Source organism: Belliella baltica DSM 15883 (genome assembly GCF_000265405.1).
In the GTDB taxonomy this organism is placed as follows: domain Bacteria; phylum Bacteroidota; class Bacteroidia; order Cytophagales; family Cyclobacteriaceae; genus Belliella; species Belliella baltica.
The window spans coordinates 66,151-85,821 of the sequence record NC_018010.1 but is presented as its reverse complement, the minus strand read 5'-3'; the positions used below and the strand labels follow the sequence as shown (position 1 = coordinate 85,821).

Here is a 19,671-nt window from a genome sequence, read left to right as displayed (position 1 = left end):
GTAATTGATAATATGCTACCTTTGGAGAAAGTTATCTTTATGATATCCAAAGATTTGCTTAGAGAAGTTGCCAATAACCAAAAGAGTGATTTGCAACGTAATGCCTCAGTACTAGAGAGGTCCGAAATAAAGGATTTGCCTTTGCTTCGAAGTCATGCTCTGATCATATCAGGGATACGTCGATGCGGGAAAAGTACGCTTTTGGTTCAATTGTTAAAAGAGAGCTTTCCTGAGGCATTTTATTTAAATTTTGAAGATCCAAGACTATATGGTTTTGAAGTTGTAGATTTTCAAAAAATAGACAAAATCATAGAGGAATACGAGGTGAAGGATATTTTTTTTGATGAGGTTCAAGTGGTAGAAGGGTGGGAGAGATATGTGAGGCAAAAACTAGATCAAGGCGATTTTCAAATGGTCATCACAGGGTCTAATGCTTCTTTACTCAGTCGGGAATTAGGGACAAAGCTTACTGGCAGGCATGTGACAAGAGAATTATTTCCTTTTTCATTTGCTCAATTTTGTGCTTTTTCAGAGCTTAAAATGTCTTCTGAAAGCACATTGGACTATTTGAGCTTAGGCGGATTTCCAGAGTATCTCAAAAGTAGAAAGCAGGAATTGCTCCATCAGTTTTTGGATGACTTACTATTAAGGGATATAGCTGTCCGATATGGTGTGAGGGATATAAAATCCCTTCAAAATCTAGCTGTATATCTTATTTCTAATGTCGCCAAATCAGTGTCAGGGAACAACCTCAGGAAAACACTTGAAATCAAGGCTACTAGTACAATAATGGAGTATTTTTCCTATTTGGAAGAAAGTTGGTTGTTCTTTTTTGTACCAAAATTCTCTTATTCACAGAGAAAGCAGTTGATAAATGCAAAGAAAGTCTATGCTATAGATACAGGTTTGGTTACTGCAAATTCAAGGTCGTTTTCAGAAGATCTTGGGAGAAGATTTGAGAACATGGTTTTCTTGCATTTCAGGAGATTGTATCCTGAGATCTATTATTTCACCGAAAAGGGTGAATGTGACTTAGTTGTTTTTGACAGGAATGGATTGGTAGAGTTGGTGCAAGTTTGCTATGAGCTCAATCCAGATAATCTTAAAAGAGAGTTGAACGGACTCTGGGAAGCCATGAAGTATTTTGATAAAAAAGAAGCGATTTTGGTCACATTATCCCAAGAAGATGAATTTGAAAAAGATGGATATAGGATAAAGGTAGTGCCATTTCATAGCCTAGCTTAATTGGAGATTTTATGATAAATTCAATTGAAACCTATGTGTTTAAACCAAACTCAAAAGCCGGATTTTTGGAAGAGCGATTTAATTTGATAGGCTGGATCATTTTGCTCATCAGTATTCTCTTTTTAATAATTGAGATTTCGCATATCAACTGAAAGTGATTCTCGTAGATTAATTGTATTTAAAGAAAAATGGAAGTTGTAATCCTGTTTTTACGAGTTTTTAGTGAAAATTGAGAGACCAAGGCTACCTAAAAAAGACCTGTCAGGTTTTCAAAACCTGACAGGTCTGGTCTCCTGATAAAATAAAGAATCTTCGAGGTTTTTTGATTCCGATAGCTATCGTAACCCAAAGGTCAAAAAAAAGACCCCAAAAGTCTTTCAACTTCTGGGGTCTCTGTCTTGGTACTTTGTACTTTGTACTTGGTACAACAATTAAGAATCTTTCTTAGCCATTCTTGCTCTTTCGTTCTCGTCCAAATAGATTTTTCTCATTCGGATAGACTTAGGCGTTATTTCAAGATACTCATCTTTTTGGATATATTCCATGGCTTCTTCTAAAGAGAATTTCTTTGGAGGGGCAATTCTGGTGTTGTCATCAGAACCTGAAGCACGCATGTTGGTCAATTTCTTACCTTTCTGAACATTGACTACAATGTCATTTTCACGGGAATTTTCACCAATTACTTGTCCTGTATAAAGCTCATCTCCAGGCTCAATAAAGAAAGTGCCTCTATCCTGAAGTTTGTCAATTGCATAAGCAGTACAAGGGCCACCTTCCATAGAAATCAATGAACCATTGTTTCTTTCAGGGATATTACCTTTGAATGGTTCGTAGGAAGAAAATCTGTGGTTCATGATCGCTTCACCTTGTGTAGCTGTCAAGACATTGTTTCTCAAACCAATCAATCCTCTTGAAGGAATTCTGAACTCAAGGTGTTGAAGATCGCCTTTTGGTTCCATGACAAGAAGTTCGCCTTTTCTCTGCGTAGCTAGCTCGATTACTTTTCCAGCAGTAGTTTCAGGAACATCTACAACGAGTACCTCAATTGGTTCATTTTTGACACCATCGATTTCTTTGAAAATCACCTGTGGTTGACCTACTTGAAGTTCATAACCTTCTCTTCTCATGGTCTCGATCAAGACTGACAAATGAAGAATACCACGTCCATATACCAAGAATTTGTCTTCAGAGTCAGTTGATTCAACTCTCAAAGCCAAGTTCTTTTCCATCTCTTTCATCAATCTGTCTCTCAAGTGACGAGAAGTCACAAATTTTCCTTCTTTACCGAAGAAAGGAGAGTTATTGATCGTGAAGAGCATGTTCATGGTAGGCTCGTCGATAGCAATTCTTGGTAGTGCTTCTGGATTCTCAAGATCAGCTAAAGTGTCGCCGATTTCAAAATCTTCGATTCCAGTGACCGCACAGATATCACCTGCAACAACTTCTGATACTTTATTTTTGCCAAGACCTTCGAAAACATGAAGTTCCTTAACTTTTACTTTTTTGAAAACACCATCAGCTTTACATAAAGTTAATTGAGAGCCTTCTTTGATCGTTCCTCTTTTGACCCTACCGATTGCGATACGACCGACAAAGTTGGAATAATCAAGAGAAGTGATTTGCATCTGAAGTGTTCCTTCGTCAATTTTTGGTGCAGGAATATGCTCCAAGATCGCGTCTAAAAGTGGTAGGATAGAGTCAGTCTGAGTTTTCCAGTCAGGACCCATCCAGTTGTTTTTGGCAGAGCCATAAAGAGTTTGGAATTCTAATTGTTCTTCGGTAGCGTCCAAGTTGAACATCAATTCAAAAACAGATTCCTGAACTTCATCAGGTCTACAGTTTTCTTTATCTACTTTGTTGACTACAACGATAGGAGTCAAGCCAAGAGCAAGGGCTTTGCCCAATACGAATCTTGTTTGTGGCATAGGGCCTTCAAAAGCATCCACCAAAAGGATTACTCCATCAGCCATTTTCAATACCCTTTCTACTTCACCACCAAAGTCGGCGTGACCAGGAGTATCGATGATATTGATTTTATGATCTTTATATCTTACGGATACATTTTTGGAAAGAATGGTAATACCTCTTTCTCTCTCCAAGTCATTGTTATCCAGGATTAAATCGTCAAACTGTTGATTCTCACGAAAGATTTTAGAAGCATGGATAATTTTGTCCACGAGGGTCGTCTTGCCGTGGTCAACGTGTGCGATAATCGCGATATTCCGAATATTTTGCATTGTAAAATTGAATTAGGGTGCAAAGGTAAGAATAATATTTGGTTAAAATCTGATGAACGATGAAAGTCTCAGAGATTTAAAGATTTATTCATTTTGAATTGCTTTCAATTAAATTCATTATTTCTCTTTTGTTGTTTTATAAAAGGTATATCTTTCGTCCCTACGAGACTTTTGGGAGAAGCTGTTTTGGATTCCCCTTCCATGGATTGAAATCCACGGGTAAGATGTCGGTCGTGCCCGCCCGGATGGGCCGCTAGCACTGGGGGTAAGATACGTAGGAGCGACCAATGTCTTAACAACGGGTTTTATTTGGTTGGGAATTACTCCCCATATACCTGGATCAAAGCCTCTGTATCAGCTACGCTTTTCTCTACAATCCTAGGAAGGATAAAAATGCTTACAAACAAAAAGCATAAACAGATCAAAAGTATACTTTGAAAAACAGAAGGAAATACTCCCTCTTGACTTGCTGCTTGTCTATAAACAAAAATATAAGAATGTGTACATGTCATTAATCCAAATTGGATATACTGGAAAAAATTGTTAGATGCGATGTAGGAGGCATAGTGCTTGTATTTTTTGTGTTTGCGCCAGTATCGAATGACAATGCTAAAGAAAGTGATTAATATAAAACCTATTATCATCGCTATCCATGATTTGGAATCTTCAAACCAAGTTGAGGATTGAAATAAAGTCAACAAAACAAGTATAGGATAGATAATTCTATAGCTGGTCAATAAGCTTTTGAGTTCCTCCCAATAATATCCTCTCAGCCTCTTTTCAATCATACCTTTGTAAGACTCCTCTAATCCCGCAAACCCAAAAACCCCAAAAGAAGCATGGACTTTTCGGAAAGCATCTGACAAGCTGAGTGTCGGATTTTCTTCCATCAATTCTTCAACTCTACAAGCTACATGGTCTAAGATTTCATATTGCACATCGATTTCTGTGTAGCCTTTGTAAGAAATCAGTTTTTTGAGTTGCTCGATTTGGTCTTTATCTAGCTTCATGATTTGATCAACTTGAAGGTTTTTAGATTGATTGAACTATAAAGAGAGAGTGAATAAAGATTCAAAATAGTCGAGTATATAAGCATCATAAGCATAGCCCAGTTTTGGAGTCCGTTGTTATTCAAAATGATTGAGGATGACATGAAGAAAAAGTTACTGAAATTTAAAACTAGTTGATATCTACCCAAAGCAGCCTGTAAAATCACATTTCTTGGTCGGTGATAATTAGGGTCAATGTTGAAAGAAAAATAATTACCTGAGTGATAAAGTAAGGCTGTTATAACCCCAAATACTGGCAAAAAAGCAAAAGCCATCATCACATCAAGGCTTATCGTTTTATAAACAACAATCAATAAAACTGTGTAAGTGAAAATCCCAAAAACTCTCCAAAAATCCATTTTCCAGAATTTCAGTGATTCTAATTGAGAGTTTTTTAACTCACTGCTGACTGAGTTTAGCAGCTGTTTTTCCATTTCTCTTACTACTGACCAAGCGAATTCCTCATCTAGTAATTCTTTTCTTTGATCAAATTCCTCCGGTTCCACTTGTTCTAATGCCGTGACATAATGATCCAAGAGCTCATCATATATTTCTACATAAGCAATCAAGCATCGATCAAGTCGGTCTTTGATGGTTTGGATTTCTATTTCAGAAAGGGTTCTCTTCATCGGATTATCGGTTTGATTCTATCTCTTGAAACCTCAAAACTGGCGATCTGGAAAAGTATCATTAAAGCAGTAAGGATGCATATGCCATAGATGTATGGAGGAGTGAATAAGAATCCAATTTCTGAACCTGTGAAATCTCCTAAATAAAAGACAAGTAAAGGAAAAAGAAGTAGGATATAAGTCAAAGCAGGAAAGATCCCCCAGCCTTTTAAAGAACGACTTTGAATTCTAGCAAAAGTGGGTTTATCATCTATATGTTTTCTATATTGATGTTTAATAGGTCTTTTGGGATAAGAAAATTGGATCATAAATGATTCAAAAGACATCAATGAAAGAAAAAAAGCATTTAATAAATGAACGAGTTTCCCAGGCTGTGGGAACAACTGTGGAATAGATATACCTGCAATTAAAATTAAAAAAGTGAATGGTATTCTTTTCAAGCTAAACATCTGAAAAATTTTATTTTTTAATAAAGATGGGTATTCAGACCTCAATTCATGGATGTAATTCTTAGCAATTTCTTTACAATACCCTATGGTAAATGTTTGGTCTAAATCCTTTAATACCTCCTCCATCGTTTTTTCATCTTCATGTTCCAAAGCAGTCTGATAATGATCCAACACTTCATCTCTTACTTCAATGTAAGGGATCAATTTGGCATTTATATGATGATGTAGTTTTGTGATGTCGTTTTCTCTTAATTTCATACCAAAGCAGTTTTTGATTTTATTTTCCAGACTTCCAATAATGAAACTGTATAAAGTGTAAGCAATATTGTGATCATAGCCGCTCCAGCGGGTAAATAGGGGAATAAATCAATTTGGGAGAAAATTAATTTTGGAACATAGACAAAAAGTTGCGCCATCAAAATGGGAAAATACATGCGTTCAGTGATTGGTAGCGCCAAGGAAGAATTGATCGGGATTCCTATGTTTTTAAATGTTTTTTTGATAGGTCTAAGCTTTCTGAAATTTTGATATCCGAAAGCAATGTTAGCTAGTAGCAATAGAATCATGGGGGATAACAAAAGAACTCCCAATTCTTTTTCACTTCTTGCTTGAGTAGCTACATAAAATACCAAAGCCATTATCCCTGCTAAATAGAACCACCTTGATGTACAAAAGTATTTTCTTATCACCATCCATTGGGTTTGGTGGATATCTTCTTTGGCTTTTTTATTGAATTTATACTGCAAAGCATGGCAGTATCCATAAGTGAATTTCTGATCCAGTTCAAAAAGTTGTTCATGGAATTCCGCTTCAGAAAACTCCTGCAAATGGCTGATATAATGGTCATAGATCTCCATAAGAATTTCAGCTGAGGAGATTTCTTTCCTCATAATGCTTCTCCTGATTTCCTGTAGTTCTATTTCTGTAAGTTTACGCATTCTTTTGTTTTTTTCCTTGGGTTGAAACCCAAGGTTAATATATCGGACGTGCCTATGGCACATGTTTTAGGATCTAATTGTCATAATGAAAGTTTTTAAGCCAAGCCCGGCTTCCATTCTGGGTCTAGGATTCTTTGGAGATTGCCCACGAAACTTTGTAGTTCTGTCATTTTTGCGCTGACTTCCTTTTGGCCATTTTTGGTGAGGCTGTAGTATTTTCGTACCCTATTGTCCACTTGTTGGATTTCTGTGGTTAGCATTCCTTCTGCTTCGAGCTTGTGCAGGGCAGGGTAGAGGGCTCCTTCGGTGATTTTGATTTCACCTTCGGTAAGTTCCTTGACCCTTTGGGTTATTTCATAGCCATACATTTTATCATTTTCCTCAAGGAGTTTGAGGATGATGGTCTGAAGGCTTCCTTTGATTAAGTTGTTATTGGACATAATGATTTTGATACATCAGTAAGTCAAATATATAAAAAAATTATATACATAAGAAAATTGGGTATGTAATTTTATATCTGAGTGATAAGAAAAAGGATGATTTTTAATTGTTGCACATTTTAACCTTTCGATAAAAGTGAATGGTAGTGAAACTGATAAACTTTCATAAAATTTTGATCTGACTGATATAATTATCATTTTGACCCTATGGATTATCAGCAAATCATAGAAGAAGTATATCAGGAAGTGCAGGAAGAAAATCAGCGGGGGAAAGTGGCCACTTATATCCCAGAATTAGCCAGTGTCAATCCCGATCAATTTGGGATTGCTTTGGTTGATTTGAAAGGGAATGTGTTTGGAGTTGGGGATTATCAGGTGCCTTTTTCCATCCAAAGTATCAGCAAGGTCCATACACTGACAATGGTCTTTCATGTCTTCAATTCCAAACTTTTCACTAGAGTAAATGTCGAGCCAAGTGGTAATCCATTTAATTCGATTGCGCAGCTGGAATTTGAAAAAGGAATTCCTAGGAATCCTTTTATCAATGCTGGGGCTTTGGTGATTACAGACGCACTTTGCAGCAAGTTTCAAAAACCAATAGAGCAGATTTCTGATTTTATCAATGAAATATCAGGGAAAAATTGTGTGAGTTTCAATGAGAGTGTCAAAAAATCAGAGCAAAATCATGGGGAGCGAAATACTGCTTTGGCCTATTTTCTAAAGTCCTACAAGAATTTTAACAACAATATTGATGAGGTGTTGGATGTCTATTTTTCCCAATGTGCCATTGAAATGAATTGTGTAGACTTGGCAAAATCTTTCTCTTATTTGGCAAATGATGGTTTTTCTATCTTTGCTAATAGGGAAATCTTATCGGAAAGTCATGCAAGAAGGGTGAACGCACTGATGTTAACTTGTGGATTTTATGATGAAGCAGGAGAATTTGCATTTCGAGTAGGCCTACCCGGAAAAAGTGGAGTAGGTGGTGGTGTAGCTGCAGTGATGCCTCACAAATTTAGTATCGCTGTCTGGAGTCCCGAACTCAATGAAAAAGGGAACTCAGTAAAAGCTATCAAAGCATTGGAGCTTTTGACTGATAAATTGTCTTTTTCTCTTTTTTAAAAAATAAAGGCTTTGGAATTCAATCTTCCAAAGCCTTTTCTATGTTTCATAATCAAAATTCATCAATTCTTTCTTTCAATCCTTACTTCTACTTTTCGGTCTTGGTCATTGCTAGATCGCTGGAATCCTCTAATCACTTGACCGCCTGATTCAAGAGTGATATTATCCTCTGAAATTCCAAATTGCTGAATCAGTGCTTCGCTAATTGCTTTTGTTCTTTCTTCTGCTAGTTTCAGGTTGTAATTGATATTTCCTGTATTATCAGCATAGCCTGTCAATGTTAGCTGGTAGTCTTCATTTTCCTTTATAAAATCTACCAAGTTTGCCAATTTTTTGAGTTCTTCTTCGGCTGGGACCCTTTGGTTGATATCGAAATAGATAATTTCTTTATACCTGAGTAATCTCACTAAAGGATCACTTTCTAAAAAAACTGTATCTCTCAATATCTCTCTTGGTAAGCTGTCTATTTTGGCAATTTTCTCAGATAATTCTTGCTGTGATCTTCTTTCTAGTTCTCGTGACTGATTGCTTATTCTCATCTTAAGCGAATCTTCATTAACAATGCTTTCTTCCAATCGTAAATTAGCAAGACTATCGATGGAAGTAAGGCTATCTGGAGCAATAATCGGTTCTTCAAGCGAGGTCCTGACAGTGTCTAGTTCAATTGTTGTAGTTTCTTTAGGAAGGTCGGGTTGAATTGATCTTGATACTGCTGCGCCACCAAAGAAGGCGCCGATTGATCGGAATAGATTTCGGTCTTTTTCTGGGTTAACTTCCTTGATTTCAGTTTCTATTACTTTTTCTCGTATGATAGTTTCTTTTTCAACTGAACCATTTCCTTCACTAGCTTTAGTGCCCTTACTTCTATCGGGTAGGGAAGGTGCCATACTTCTGCTTCGCATGTAGATAACCTCTCTTGGTAGCCTGCTTAAACTATCTCTTTCAGATTGCAATCTTCTCGATTCAGTTTCCAATCGGCTAATCCTATCTTCTTGTTCCTTTATCTTATTGAGATTATCTTGTTCCCAAATAGGATTTGTTTTTTGAGTTGAATCAACTTTTCTTTCCATTATCCTTCCTTCCACAGCTCCTTCTTTAATCAATCTTTCCATTGGAATCTCTTTGCCCACAGAATCTATCCTAGAAGCTGCATTTGTCTCAATGACAATATCTCCTTCAGAGGTTATTCTCGAAATTGAGGCCATTGATCGTGAAATGTTCGTTGGACTTATGAGGCTATCTAATGAAGTGTTATCAGTTCTCGGTTGAATTTTATAATCATTTCTAAGTTTAGAAATGCTATCTATTTCAGTCTCAAATTGAGTTTTTCTATTTTGAATGCTGTCAAGACTGGATTTTATTTTTGAAAGAGAACTTTCAGTCACACTCAAAAGAGAATCTTTTTTGGCTTTAACCAATACTGTGTCTGTTTTTAGGTTTTCGAACTGATCATTGACCTGATTTTGGATATCAAGATAGTTTCTTTCATCAATTCTACTTTGCAATATTCTCTCTCTTCGATCAGCGATCTGTTGCTCCCAAGTCAATATTTGCGTTCGGTAACTCAAACTATCAAGTCTAAGTTGATCGACAAGTTGAATATTGGTGTAATAATTATAAGTGTCTCCAACTTTTGCCACTTCCATAGAATCAGATTCTGAAGCTGTCTTTTCTTCGGGTAAAGTTTTTTCTTCAATAGCCTTAGTTCCATAGTCAGGATAGTAGGTACTCAATGTTGGAGCTTGGAAGGATTTTTTGCTAGCTCCAAAATTGAATTTTAGTCCTACTCCGTGATAAATCACCCAATCGTTGTTACCACTATTCTCACCTCTATTTCGTGTAGCAGGATCAATTGTGTTGGGTCCTGGTTTTGCGGCGTAAGCTTGAAAATCGTTGTCATAACTTTCTCTGTAAGTGCCATCCACATCATCGAGGTATCCTGTAAAACTGTGAATAAAGTCACTTTGAGCGAATATTTCCAATCTTTGTCCTAATCTCAATCTTATTCCGAGACCAAGATTAGCATAAAAAGCCCATAGATCATAGCCATCAGAAAGTTCCGTTCTCAGTGGAGGTAATTCTGTTTCGTAGCTGCCATTCCCAACTGTTGTAGGATTGGTGTAATCGTATCTGTTTCCATTATCATCCAATAAATCACCACTGATATCAAAATCTAAAAGACCAAACCCTAAAGTGAAGTAGGGAGCGAGTAATGATTTGGATGATAATAATTTGTCGTTGTCTGCTTTGAATACAAAAGAAACTCCCATATCTCTGGTGTTATTCTGGAAATTCAAGGCGCGATCAAAATTTCTTCCTGAAGTAAGCAATTCTCCATTTCTTCGAATGTACCGATCGCTCATCGAGAACTGATATTGACCATAGCTAAACTGAAGCCCAACGGTAGGACTTAATTTTCTCTCAAGAGAAATTTTGAAGGAGTATTGGTCAAAATAGTTTTCGTTGAAGTATAACAAATGATGGATTGCATCGAAGTTAGAAAAACCACGAATTCTATAAGGAGTGAGGTCACCATAATAATTGGAATAGCCACCACTGACTCCGAGTCTCCAATCATATTCCTTTTGCTGGGCAAAGAGGAAAGGGATGGAAAGGAAACTTGCGAGGATTATAAGTATCAGCTTTTTCATCAAATTACCTCCTGTTGTTTAGCCCAACCCACAAGTTGAATTCTAAGCTTAACCCGACATAGGGCTGGATGTAATTTGTGTTGCTACCTGAATTGACTTCTTCCATATTGATCATCACTGCACCTGCATTGAATCGCATCACATTGAATATTTTATAGCCCAATCCAGCGTAAATTGGAAGGTTGACCAAAGGGCCAGAAATTTGATTGCCTGATTTAGACTCGAAATTCTGCAAAAATACTCCAGTTGAAATAGAGGCATTTCCTAAGAATTTCCGGAAAGTTTTATTTCCCAAGGGAAATGAAAGGCCTAAGTATGGACCATTGAAATATTCTGTTGAAGACAATGTTCTTTTGACGGCAAATGATCCATAACCAAAATTCAATGGCAGCGTATGTGGTTTCTTTTCTGTAGGATAGGCATTTACCGTTCTTTCGTCTACCAAAGCCAAAAGGCTTCTTGATAAAAATTGGTCTACTTCATTTTGAACTGTCCCTACTAATTCATCAATGTATGCGTTGGCATAAACTGCTTTTTCATTATCCTCTTCATTTCTTCCGAGAATATTGAACCTAGCTCTTCTGAGTTTAAGCTTGTCTTTTTGATCCAGTTTTTGCTTGACTAAATCACTAAATCCTGGAAAATCTCTCCCCAAAAAATGTCTGTAATCCAATAAACCATTCTCAACAATCTGATTCATCTGTGCGATCATCACCTGATCATTGCTATAAGATTTTATTCCTCCAGAAGCGACTTCAAGATTGGCATTGATGTAGGATTCAAGATTTTTGTTCAAAGCAGACTTCACTTCATCCATCTGTTCTTCATCTGCTTTTTCAAAAAAGGAGAACTCAAGATTGTATTCAGTATTGCTTTTTAAAGGTGTTGCAATAAATAATTCATATTGGTTTACTTGAAAGTCAAATGCTGTTTTCCAAACATATTCCTCTGCTTGTTTATCATTTTTCCCAGGTCGATTAACTTTCACCCTTACAAATTCTATGTTTGTCGGTAAGGTTCCTTTGATATAAAATGGCTCCTCCGAAGGAAGGGGGACTCCAGAATTGATTTGATTAGAGATCACATCGTAATTCACAGATTTGATTTGCGCTGAAATTTGATTTGAAATAATAAGAGCTAGAATGATTGTAAGTATTTTTTTCATAACAATATGTTTCTTAGAAAATTCATAATTGATTAAAAACTAAAGTATGCCAAGCATCTCTTCCTTCAATATACTTAATTTAAACTAAATTTGGCCTTTTCTGTTCACATTTAAGTCGTTTATGTAGAAAGTGATTTTATATTCAACTTTCAGACTGTTTCATTTTTTAAATGATAAAAAGTGGAAGAAAATTGACTACGGGGTGTATTTTTCGATTTTATCCATAATCCAGACATCTTTGGTTTTTCGAATTTGCATTCGATAATAAACCAATACTTCATCTGCCCCTGCATTCAAGACAGCTTCTTGTGCTTTTTGCGCAATTTCCATCAGCTCTTTTTGTTCTCCTTCCATTACGGTTTCAAAAGGCGTAACCACGTATTTTACTCCAGATTTTTGGATTACTTCAATTGCTTTATCTACAAGATGATAGCTGTCCAGATTTTTGCTTTTAGGGACAATTTGAATACCCATGTTGATGATATGCTTATGATTCATATTTGAATTGTTTATATGGTTTGTTTTCGCTAAATGCTGATCGGTTTCGATCGTTAAATGTCCGATTTTGGTCAATTTGAGATTTTGCTTTTATAATGCTAAAGACAAATTCAAAGAATTTTCAAAATGCCTTAGCCCATAAAGAGCCTATTCTATCACATAGAGAGCTGCTTTTGTCACCTATTTTTTAAAATTACGATATCCTCATATATAATTGTATGATTTAGATCGTTTTTTGATTGATAATCTCCCAATTTACTTAGATGAAAAATAATGAAGAAAATTAATCAGTTTTTCTGGTTTTGTAGTGGAGCAAATTTTAACATCCTAAAAAGAGCCCCAACTGAAAATAATAAATATTTTGGAATAGGAGGGGCTATTTTTTTTACGGGTATCTTGGCTACTATATCTGCTGCCTATGCCCTATTTACAATTTTTCAATCCATTTGGTTTGCCCTAGCATTTGGGGTGATTTGGGGTTTGATGATTTTTAATTTAGACCGATTTATTGTTTCAAGTATGCGTAAAAGAAATCATGCTTGGTCAGAATGGAAAATGGCACTTCCAAGATTAACGATGGCAATCATTTTAGCTTTGGTGATTTCGAAGCCTTTGGAATTGAAAATATTTGAACGAGAAATCAATCGAAAATTGGATGAACAAAAAACGTTGATGATAGCAGAAAGTAAAGAAGCTCTCAAAACGGGTTTCACAGAAATCGATGATTTGGAAATCCAGAAAGACAGTTTGAAGTCTGAAGTAAATAAAGCAAAAGATTATCGAGATAAGCTTCAGCAAGAATATGACTTAGAGCGTTTTGGTACAAAGACTGATGGGACGAGTGGAATTGTTGGTTTAGGATCTAATGCAAAAAAGAAGGAACAGCAGCTTGATGCAGCACAAAACAATCTATCTGAGTTGAGTTCAAAAACTCAAGAGAAAATAGATGAACTCGACGAAGAGATCAAAAGAATTGTGATGTTGAGAGCGGCAGAATTCGAAAAAATTCAGCCAAATATTGATGGGTTTGATGGATTGGCTGCTAGAATTGATGCTTTAGCAGTCCTGACATCAGAAAGTAAAGCTTTAAGATTAGCCAATTTAATGATCATTTTACTTTTTATCGCTGTAGAAACAGCACCTATTTTTGTCAAAATAATTTCTCCTAGAGGGCCTTATGATGAGCTTTTAGACCTTGCTGAAAAGGGGGTAGAGGTCTATGCGAATGAAAAAACCGTAAAGTTGGTAAGCGAGAGCGAGGAAAGGTTGAAAGAAATGAAAGTGAAATATGAAATTTAAGAGCCAAGAAGTAAGAATCAAGAGCTAAGAAATGAGATGAAATTGATTAAGGCTCTAATATTTTCTAGCTGAGTTTGGTGATTTGATTGAGTTGGTCCATGGTATTGCTGACTGATTTCCATTCGGTAAAGCTAATTATCTTAATAATTCTACTTAGTCTTTTACCTGGGTTGATCATACTTTCAGCAAGGCCTGTTATGATTTGATCTCTATGAAGAATACATTCTTTTTTATTGGTATGAAGAAGGTATTCATTTGCAAATTTCCAAGCACCGTCTCTTGCAAGTTTGATGCTGAAATTGACCAAGACTTCATCTTTACCTTTGGCAAAATGAATGAGGAACTTAAAAAGGGGAGAAATTTTTCCGATATTATTTTTAACCCCATCTACCAATTCTGACAAGATTTCATTGATCTTATTGAAGTTATTCAGGATAGAATGAATATTTTGGCCATTTACAGATTCGACAGCAGCGATGCCTAAATCTAAATTGATGTGAGCATTAATGCCTAAAAGTAAATGTTGTAAGACGATGTGAGAAGTGCTTTTGCTTGAATCAAAAGCAAGTTTCCAACTCTGTGTTAATGTTGTTCCAGCGTGATAGGACTCGTATGCATCAATAAATCTTTTCGCAAATATGACATCTAGTTTTTCCATTCTAGGATTGTCTTCGAACTCTTGATTATTAATACCTTCTTTGATCCGAATTGTAACTTGACGGTAGAGAATCGCAAAGTATCCTATTCTTGACTCTTTTAGTGTACATTCGGATACTATTTGATCCATTCTCAAGATGACATCATCAATTGTTTTCACAAGTTTATTGAATTAAAGTTTCCAAAAAATCCCCCACATAATAGGCAACTAAGGCAGCAAGAAATCCTAATGCTAATGTCTCTCCAATGCTTTTGAAAATATTAGTTTGATTGACAAAGCTCTTCAGCCACCCAACTACTGCAAAGGCAATTCCTGTGAAAATGCTTGTCCATAAAAACACATTGAAAGTGGTCTCTTGAAAGAAATCATAGACATAGATCATCAGCGGGATAAAACCAATCGTAATAAAAGATATCAAAGTAGCTAAGCCAATTTTGAATGGGCTTTTGGTTTCTTCCATCATATTGAGCTCATCCTTCATCATTTCATTTACCCATCGGTCTTTGTCAGCTGTAATGACATTGACCACTTGCTGCAATAATTCGCCTTCAAAGCCTTTTTCTCGATAGATTTCTTCGATTTCATGGCGTTCTTTTTCTGGCAAATTATCTACTTCCCAATATTCAACAGCTTTGTGTTTGTCGTAATTTTCCTGATCGGACTTGGAAGAAAGATAGGCCCCAACAGACATGGAAAAACCATCAGCAAGTAGATTTGCAAAGCCTAAAATGATGATAATGGCAGGATCTAAGTTTGCTCCTACAGCTCCTGCAACCACTGCAAAAGTCGTCACTGCTCCATCTATTCCACCATAGACAAATTCCCTAAGGTAATTCTGTAAGCCTCCGGCAATCGCGATTTCTTGGTGTAGTTTGTCTTCTTTCATTTTAATTCTGATTTTTAAAAATTACGAATTTTCATTTATCAATCCTCTCTTTTTTCTTCATACCAAGTTTTATGGACGATTTTCCATTTACCATCGATTTTGATTAAGGTCAAGTAATCGAAATAATAGATACCCGGCCAAAAAAGCTCTGTTTTGGCTATGGCGGTGTAGCCTTTACGCTCAATTTGGAGAATTTTATTGGTGAATAAGGCTGGATTTCTTGGTTCTCCTTTAGCCGTCCCTGATGCCCAATCTTCATAAGGTGTTACCGTAAAATTTTCTCCTCGATAGCCAATCAATCGTGCCGAAGGATCAAAGGCATGATCCAATTTGTCTCTGTTTCGCTCCATCATGCCTTCAAAATAGAGGCTGATTGTTTTGCTAATCTCTTGCTCTTCGGAAGTAGTTTGTGCAAAAGCTTGCACGGCGAAGATTGAAATGATAAAAAGAATCAGATTTGCTTTCATACTTTTAATTTAAGTAAAAAAGTAATTTTTCTGCTATAGGACATTAAAAATACCGTAATTTGGAATACGTCTTAGTCTAATGACATCTTAATTTAATTGGAAATGATAAAAGTGAAAAATATAATCATCAACACCCTTCTGATATTTATCGGGATCGTATTGGTCGATTTTTTAATCGAAGTCTTGTATAGAGGTACTGATTACCAAACTTGGTTAGTTTATATTACGGACTTAAGAGTTTGGCTGACACGATTGCTGATTTCTATTGCATTAGCTTTTTATAATCTATTTAGAAAGAAAAAAAGGGAAGAAATTCAAAAAGCAGATTAACACTTATTTCAATTCATTTTCTTCCAATACCTCCTCACCAGTTTTTGTTGGAATTAGGTTTTCCAATTCTTCAGTTGTAAACAAACGGGAGCGAATCATAAACCGGATTCCCATTGGGATTTCTATTGAAAAACTACTCCCTCTACCAGGAGTCACGTCCAAAGTGAGTTGTGTATGCTTCCAGTATTCAAATTGATCTTGATTCATGAAAAAATCACAACCATAGACCTCACCAAGCCAAATATCACTAGCTCCGACTTTGAAATCGCCTTTTTCAAAACACATGGGAGAAGAACCATCACAACAGCCTCCGCTTTGATGAAACATTAAGTCGTTGCCAAAGCGATTTCGAAGTGTATCTATTGTTTCAATTGCAGCTTCTGATAGAATTACTCGGGGGATATATTTTTTATCTGTCATATTGATTGAGGGTTTTCAAAAGGGTTAACATGTTGTAAAGTAGGAAGGTCGTAAAGTTTTTCAAATAGCGAGACGTTTTGTTAAAAACTAGAGTTTTCTAATTGTATGCCGCTAGCCTCTAATTGAAGTAAATTATCAGCCTATTTCAACATTTTTTCTCATACCATTCAATTTAAACTTTTTGAAGCTTAATGTAAAAACAAGAAGCAAGATATTTCTACCGTGCTTCTTGCAACTTATGTCTTGATTTTTAAGTCTCAAGTCTTACATCTTTCTACTAAAAGAATCCAAGTTTATTTTTATCATAAGAAATCAACATATTCTTGGTTTGACGGTAATGGTCAAGCATCATCAAGTGGTTTTCTCTACCAAATCCAGATTTCTTATATCCACCAAACGGCGCATGTGCAGGGTAGTTATGATAGCAATTTACCCAAACACGGCCTGCTTTGATTGCTCTAGGGACTTGATAAAGTTCATGAGCATCTCTGGACCAAAGTCCTGCACCGAGACCGTACATGGTATCATTTGCGATAGCTATGGCTTCCTCAGTTGTTTTAAAGGTAGTGACAGACACTACTGGGCCAAAGATTTCTTCTTGGAAAATCCTCATTTTGTTATTTCCCTTGAAGATCGTGGGTTGAATGTAATAACCTGTTTCTAAACCAGAGTTTAGACTTGCTTTATCACCTCCGCAAAGTACCTCTGCACCTTCTTGCTTTCCAATGTCCATGTATGAGAGGATTTTTTCATACTGATCATTTGAAGCCTGTGCTCCCATCATGGTGTCTTCCGCTAGCGGATGACCCATTTTGATTGCCTTGGTTCTTTCTACGACTTTTTCCATAAACACATCATAGATATCCTCATGAACTAAGATTCTTGAGGGGCAAGTACAGATTTCACCTTGGTTGAGTGCAAACATTACTGCGCCTTCAACTGCCTTATCAAAAAATTCGTCATCAGCATCAGCGACAGATTTCATAAAGATATTTGGAGATTTACCACCAAGTTCCATCGTTACTGGGATTAAGTTTTCAGAGGCATATTGCATAATCAATCTACCTGTGGTTGTCTCTCCCGTAAAGGAAACTTTTGCTACACGTGGAGAAGAGGCGAGAGGCTTACCTGCTTCTGGACCGAAACCTGTAACTACATTTAATACGCCTGGAGGCAATACATCAGCAATCAATTCCATCAATACCATGATACTTGTTGGTGTCTGCTCGGCAGGTTTTACCACAGTACAACATCCTGCAGCTAATGCTGGTGCAATTTTCCATGTAGCCATCAGAAGTGGGAAATTCCAAGGGATAATCTGTCCGACAACTCCAAGAGGTTCGTGGAGTGCGATACTTACTGTGTGTTCATCATGTTCTGAAATTGTACTTTCATCTGCTCGAATCACACCGGCAAAGTATCTAAAATGATCAATTACCAATGGTAAATCAGCTGCTCTAGTTTCTCTAAGTGCTTTGCCATTATCGATAGTTTCTACTCTTGCTAGCATTTCTAGATTTTCTTCAATAATGTCAGCAATTTTATTGAGAAGTTTACTTCTTAGAGCAGGTGTTGTTATAGACCAAGAAGGGAAGGCTTCATGTGCAGCATCAAGTGCCAAATCAATATCAGCTTTATTTCCTCTAGCAGCTTTTGAAAAAGCCTTACCATCGATTGGGGAAATGTTATCAAAATATTCTCCAGAAGATGGGGCTACAAATTTACCGCCTATAAAATGATCATACTTTTCTTTGATTTTCGGCCTTTCAACAGGCTTTGATTGAGATAATGTTAATGTTGACATATATTTTTTATTTTGGGTTTTTCTCAAATGTCTTTAATTTATTCTTCAAAAAACCAACTTATTCTATCATAGAATCCACCTCTGTTGATTTTTTGATTATTTAGTATGGAAAACATGGTTTGAAGTCTGATTTGGAGTTTTAAGGTGATTAATTTCTATAAATCGTTCTTTATTAATAACTTTAAGAAAAATCCAAAATAATTAGCATGCATAAAAATTTCATATCGGGCGTACCTTGGAGGGCGGAGAGAGATCTGAAGACGCTAGTAGAAAACAGGACTACTTACACTTTGGATGAGTGTGAACTGAATATTTTTGAGACACATCAAGAAGCAAAGGATGTTAATTTAGTTTTTGGAGACTTGGTATTGACCACTATGCTAAAAGGTAAAAAGATCATGCATCTTTTTGATAAACCAGGTTTTGATTATTTGCCAGGAGAGTCTGTGATTGTACCTCCCAATGAGTTGATGAAAATTGATTTTCCAGAAGCAAATTTTGAAAACCCGACCCAATGTATCGCACTATCAATCTCAAAGGAGATGATTGATAATACTTTTAATTTACTCAATGAAAGATTTCCAGATAAAATGCTTACACAAGAATGGGGTCTAGATTTGTCTAATTTTCATTTGATCAATACACAAGATTTGTCTGAAATCATCAACAGATTTATCAAAATAGGTGTAAAAGAAAGATCAAAAGAAAAAGATGTGATTGCTACACTAGCTTTAAAAGAATTATTGATAAGATTGACTCAGACGCAAGCAAGAGAAATATTGCAGAAAACATATAAGCAACTTTCATCGAATAATAGATTGGCCCATGTAGTTGATTTTATAAAATCAAATATTCGAGAAAACTTATCCTTGGATCAGTTGGCTTCGAAGGCCTGTATGAGTAAAGCCCATTTCTCAAGGTCATTTAAAAATGAATTAGGTCAATCTCCAATGGAATTTATTTTAAAGGAAAGACTTCATTTAGCAAAGAATTATTTACGAATGGCCAACTATCAGATCCAAGAAGTGTGCTTTATGGCGGGGTTTAATAATATCACATATTTCATTCGTGCTTTTAAATCAGAGTTTGGAATTACACCAAAGGCTTTCCAAAATTCTCTTCAATAGACCAAGTTATCTATTCAGAAAGGTCTTATTCAAAAAAATATTTTAGAAGTTTTATTGCTATTTATTATGTTTTTGTTATGTTTAGGGAAATTTGGTAGTGAAAAAACAATAAATGTTAAAGATTTACCAAATGAAATATGGCTGCGGTCAGTTACAAATAAACCCACTCAAGGAGTCTTTTACATAGACTCCTTTTTTTATGGTTAAAATTTTAAGCTGGTTTTATTGATTTGTTGTAATTTTTTTAAAAATGGGTT

Annotated in this window: 19 protein-coding genes; 5 read left to right on the top strand and 14 right to left on the bottom strand. The window is 36.0% G+C overall.

What is annotated here, in order from left to right:
- Positions 1-39: 39 nt before the first annotated feature.
- A complete protein-coding gene (locus BELBA_RS00430; protein ID WP_041779449.1) occupies positions 40-1,245 on the top strand; it encodes an ATP-binding protein in 1,206 nt (401 codons plus the stop codon).
- Between the two features lie 431 nt (positions 1,246-1,676).
- Here BELBA_RS00430 and typA read toward each other — a convergent pair whose 3' ends face one another.
- The 6 genes from typA to BELBA_RS00400 form a co-directional block, all read right to left on the bottom strand.
- Positions 1,677-3,482 (bottom strand): translational GTPase TypA, encoded by a 1,806-nt coding sequence (typA, locus tag BELBA_RS00425; RefSeq protein ID WP_014770775.1) that lies wholly within the window; start codon positions 3,480-3,482, stop codon positions 1,677-1,679.
- A 320-nt stretch (positions 3,483-3,802) separates the two neighbouring features.
- Positions 3,803-4,492 (bottom strand): hypothetical protein, encoded by a 690-nt coding sequence (locus BELBA_RS00420; protein WP_014770774.1) that lies wholly within the window; start codon positions 4,490-4,492, stop codon positions 3,803-3,805.
- Positions 4,489-5,160 (bottom strand): hypothetical protein, encoded by a 672-nt coding sequence (locus tag BELBA_RS00415; RefSeq protein WP_014770773.1) that lies wholly within the window; start codon positions 5,158-5,160, stop codon positions 4,489-4,491. Before BELBA_RS00415 ends, BELBA_RS00420 begins: the two co-directional genes overlap by 4 nt.
- Positions 5,157-5,867 (bottom strand): hypothetical protein, encoded by a 711-nt coding sequence (locus tag BELBA_RS00410; protein ID WP_014770772.1) that lies wholly within the window; start codon positions 5,865-5,867, stop codon positions 5,157-5,159. The genes BELBA_RS00415 and BELBA_RS00410 overlap by 4 nt, the downstream gene beginning before the upstream one ends.
- Positions 5,864-6,547: a hypothetical protein gene (locus BELBA_RS00405; protein WP_041779162.1), complete on the bottom strand. Its 684-nt coding sequence runs from the start codon at positions 6,545-6,547 to the stop codon at positions 5,864-5,866. The genes BELBA_RS00410 and BELBA_RS00405 overlap by 4 nt, the downstream gene beginning before the upstream one ends.
- 95 nt (positions 6,548-6,642) lie before the next feature.
- Positions 6,643-6,987, bottom strand: coding sequence for a PadR family transcriptional regulator (locus BELBA_RS00400; RefSeq protein WP_014770770.1), 345 nt, complete (start codon positions 6,985-6,987; stop codon positions 6,643-6,645).
- 207 nt (positions 6,988-7,194) lie between these two features.
- Between BELBA_RS00400 and BELBA_RS00395 the strand changes: the two genes are divergently transcribed.
- Positions 7,195-8,109: a glutaminase gene (locus BELBA_RS00395; protein ID WP_014770769.1), complete on the top strand. Its 915-nt coding sequence runs from the start codon at positions 7,195-7,197 to the stop codon at positions 8,107-8,109.
- A 62-nt stretch (positions 8,110-8,171) separates the two neighbouring features.
- Here the strand turns inward: BELBA_RS00395 and BELBA_RS00390 are convergent, their stop codons facing one another.
- The 3 genes from BELBA_RS00390 to BELBA_RS00380 form a co-directional block, all read right to left on the bottom strand.
- On the bottom strand, positions 8,172-10,760 hold the full coding sequence (locus BELBA_RS00390) for an OmpA family protein (RefSeq protein WP_014770768.1): 2,589 nt from the start codon (positions 10,758-10,760) through the stop codon (positions 8,172-8,174).
- Between the two features lie 4 nt (positions 10,761-10,764).
- Positions 10,765-11,925 (bottom strand): hypothetical protein, encoded by a 1,161-nt coding sequence (locus BELBA_RS00385; protein ID WP_014770767.1) that lies wholly within the window; start codon positions 11,923-11,925, stop codon positions 10,765-10,767.
- A 195-nt stretch (positions 11,926-12,120) separates the two neighbouring features.
- On the bottom strand, positions 12,121-12,423 hold the full coding sequence (locus BELBA_RS00380) for a thiamine-binding protein (protein ID WP_014770766.1): 303 nt from the start codon (positions 12,421-12,423) through the stop codon (positions 12,121-12,123).
- Positions 12,424-12,696: 273 nt separating this feature from the next.
- Here BELBA_RS00380 and BELBA_RS00375 point away from each other — a divergent pair, with 273 nt between their 5' ends.
- The gene (locus tag BELBA_RS00375; RefSeq protein ID WP_014770765.1) at positions 12,697-13,722 is read left to right on the top strand and encodes a DUF4407 domain-containing protein; all 1,026 of its coding nucleotides are present in this window, start codon (positions 12,697-12,699) and stop codon (positions 13,720-13,722) included.
- A gap of 64 nt (positions 13,723-13,786) precedes the next feature.
- Here BELBA_RS00375 and BELBA_RS00370 read toward each other — a convergent pair whose 3' ends face one another.
- From BELBA_RS00370 to BELBA_RS00360, 3 genes are read right to left on the bottom strand one after another with little or no spacing between them, the layout of a single operon-like run.
- Positions 13,787-14,539, bottom strand: coding sequence for a DUF5995 family protein (locus BELBA_RS00370; RefSeq protein WP_014770764.1), 753 nt, complete (start codon positions 14,537-14,539; stop codon positions 13,787-13,789).
- 4 nt (positions 14,540-14,543) lie between these two features.
- Positions 14,544-15,266, bottom strand: coding sequence for a VIT1/CCC1 transporter family protein (locus BELBA_RS00365; protein ID WP_014770763.1), 723 nt, complete (start codon positions 15,264-15,266; stop codon positions 14,544-14,546).
- Positions 15,267-15,304: 38 nt separating this feature from the next.
- Positions 15,305-15,733 (bottom strand): nuclear transport factor 2 family protein, encoded by a 429-nt coding sequence (locus tag BELBA_RS00360; protein WP_014770762.1) that lies wholly within the window; start codon positions 15,731-15,733, stop codon positions 15,305-15,307.
- Between the two features lie 102 nt (positions 15,734-15,835).
- Between BELBA_RS00360 and BELBA_RS00355 the strand changes: the two genes are divergently transcribed.
- Positions 15,836-16,063: a hypothetical protein gene (locus BELBA_RS00355; RefSeq protein WP_014770761.1), complete on the top strand. Its 228-nt coding sequence runs from the start codon at positions 15,836-15,838 to the stop codon at positions 16,061-16,063.
- 3 nt (positions 16,064-16,066) lie between these two features.
- On the opposite strand, the gene BELBA_RS00350 is transcribed toward BELBA_RS00355, so the two are convergent.
- Both BELBA_RS00350 and BELBA_RS00345 read right to left on the bottom strand, forming a co-directional pair.
- Positions 16,067-16,483, bottom strand: coding sequence for a DUF779 domain-containing protein (locus BELBA_RS00350; RefSeq protein ID WP_014770760.1), 417 nt, complete (start codon positions 16,481-16,483; stop codon positions 16,067-16,069).
- Positions 16,484-16,760: 277 nt separating this feature from the next.
- On the bottom strand, positions 16,761-18,287 hold the full coding sequence (locus BELBA_RS00345; RefSeq protein ID WP_041779160.1) for an aldehyde dehydrogenase family protein: 1,527 nt from the start codon (positions 18,285-18,287) through the stop codon (positions 16,761-16,763).
- A gap of 206 nt (positions 18,288-18,493) precedes the next feature.
- Here BELBA_RS00345 and BELBA_RS00340 point away from each other — a divergent pair, with 206 nt between their 5' ends.
- Positions 18,494-19,414, top strand: coding sequence for an AraC family transcriptional regulator (locus tag BELBA_RS00340; RefSeq protein WP_014770758.1), 921 nt, complete (start codon positions 18,494-18,496; stop codon positions 19,412-19,414).
- Positions 19,415-19,671 lie beyond the last annotated feature (257 nt).

Excerpts from the sequence above, each read along its gene's own strand:
- BELBA_RS00430 (WP_041779449.1), top strand. The coding sequence starts at position 40 with ATGATATCCAAAGATTTGCTTAGAGAAGTTGCCAATAACCAAAAGAGT.
- typA (WP_014770775.1), bottom strand. The coding sequence starts at position 3,482 with ATGCAAAATATTCGGAATATCGCGATTATCGCACACGTTGACCACGGC.
- BELBA_RS00420 (WP_014770774.1), bottom strand. The coding sequence starts at position 4,492 with ATGAAGCTAGATAAAGACCAAATCGAGCAACTCAAAAAACTGATTTCT.
- BELBA_RS00415 (WP_014770773.1), bottom strand. The coding sequence starts at position 5,160 with ATGAAGAGAACCCTTTCTGAAATAGAAATCCAAACCATCAAAGACCGA.
- BELBA_RS00410 (WP_014770772.1), bottom strand. The coding sequence starts at position 5,867 with ATGAAATTAAGAGAAAACGACATCACAAAACTACATCATCATATAAAT.
- BELBA_RS00405 (WP_041779162.1), bottom strand. The coding sequence starts at position 6,547 with ATGCGTAAACTTACAGAAATAGAACTACAGGAAATCAGGAGAAGCATT.
- BELBA_RS00400 (WP_014770770.1), bottom strand. The coding sequence starts at position 6,987 with ATGTCCAATAACAACTTAATCAAAGGAAGCCTTCAGACCATCATCCTC.
- BELBA_RS00395 (WP_014770769.1), top strand. The coding sequence starts at position 7,195 with ATGGATTATCAGCAAATCATAGAAGAAGTATATCAGGAAGTGCAGGAA.
- BELBA_RS00390 (WP_014770768.1), bottom strand. The coding sequence starts at position 10,760 with ATGAAAAAGCTGATACTTATAATCCTCGCAAGTTTCCTTTCCATCCCT.
- BELBA_RS00385 (WP_014770767.1), bottom strand. The coding sequence starts at position 11,925 with ATGAAAAAAATACTTACAATCATTCTAGCTCTTATTATTTCAAATCAA.
- BELBA_RS00380 (WP_014770766.1), bottom strand. The coding sequence starts at position 12,423 with ATGAATCATAAGCATATCATCAACATGGGTATTCAAATTGTCCCTAAA.
- BELBA_RS00375 (WP_014770765.1), top strand. The coding sequence starts at position 12,697 with ATGAAGAAAATTAATCAGTTTTTCTGGTTTTGTAGTGGAGCAAATTTT.
- BELBA_RS00365 (WP_014770763.1), bottom strand. The coding sequence starts at position 15,266 with ATGAAAGAAGACAAACTACACCAAGAAATCGCGATTGCCGGAGGCTTA.
- BELBA_RS00360 (WP_014770762.1), bottom strand. The coding sequence starts at position 15,733 with ATGAAAGCAAATCTGATTCTTTTTATCATTTCAATCTTCGCCGTGCAA.
- BELBA_RS00355 (WP_014770761.1), top strand. The coding sequence starts at position 15,836 with ATGATAAAAGTGAAAAATATAATCATCAACACCCTTCTGATATTTATC.
- BELBA_RS00350 (WP_014770760.1), bottom strand. The coding sequence starts at position 16,483 with ATGACAGATAAAAAATATATCCCCCGAGTAATTCTATCAGAAGCTGCA.
- BELBA_RS00345 (WP_041779160.1), bottom strand. The coding sequence starts at position 18,287 with ATGTCAACATTAACATTATCTCAATCAAAGCCTGTTGAAAGGCCGAAA.
- BELBA_RS00340 (WP_014770758.1), top strand. The coding sequence starts at position 18,494 with ATGCATAAAAATTTCATATCGGGCGTACCTTGGAGGGCGGAGAGAGAT.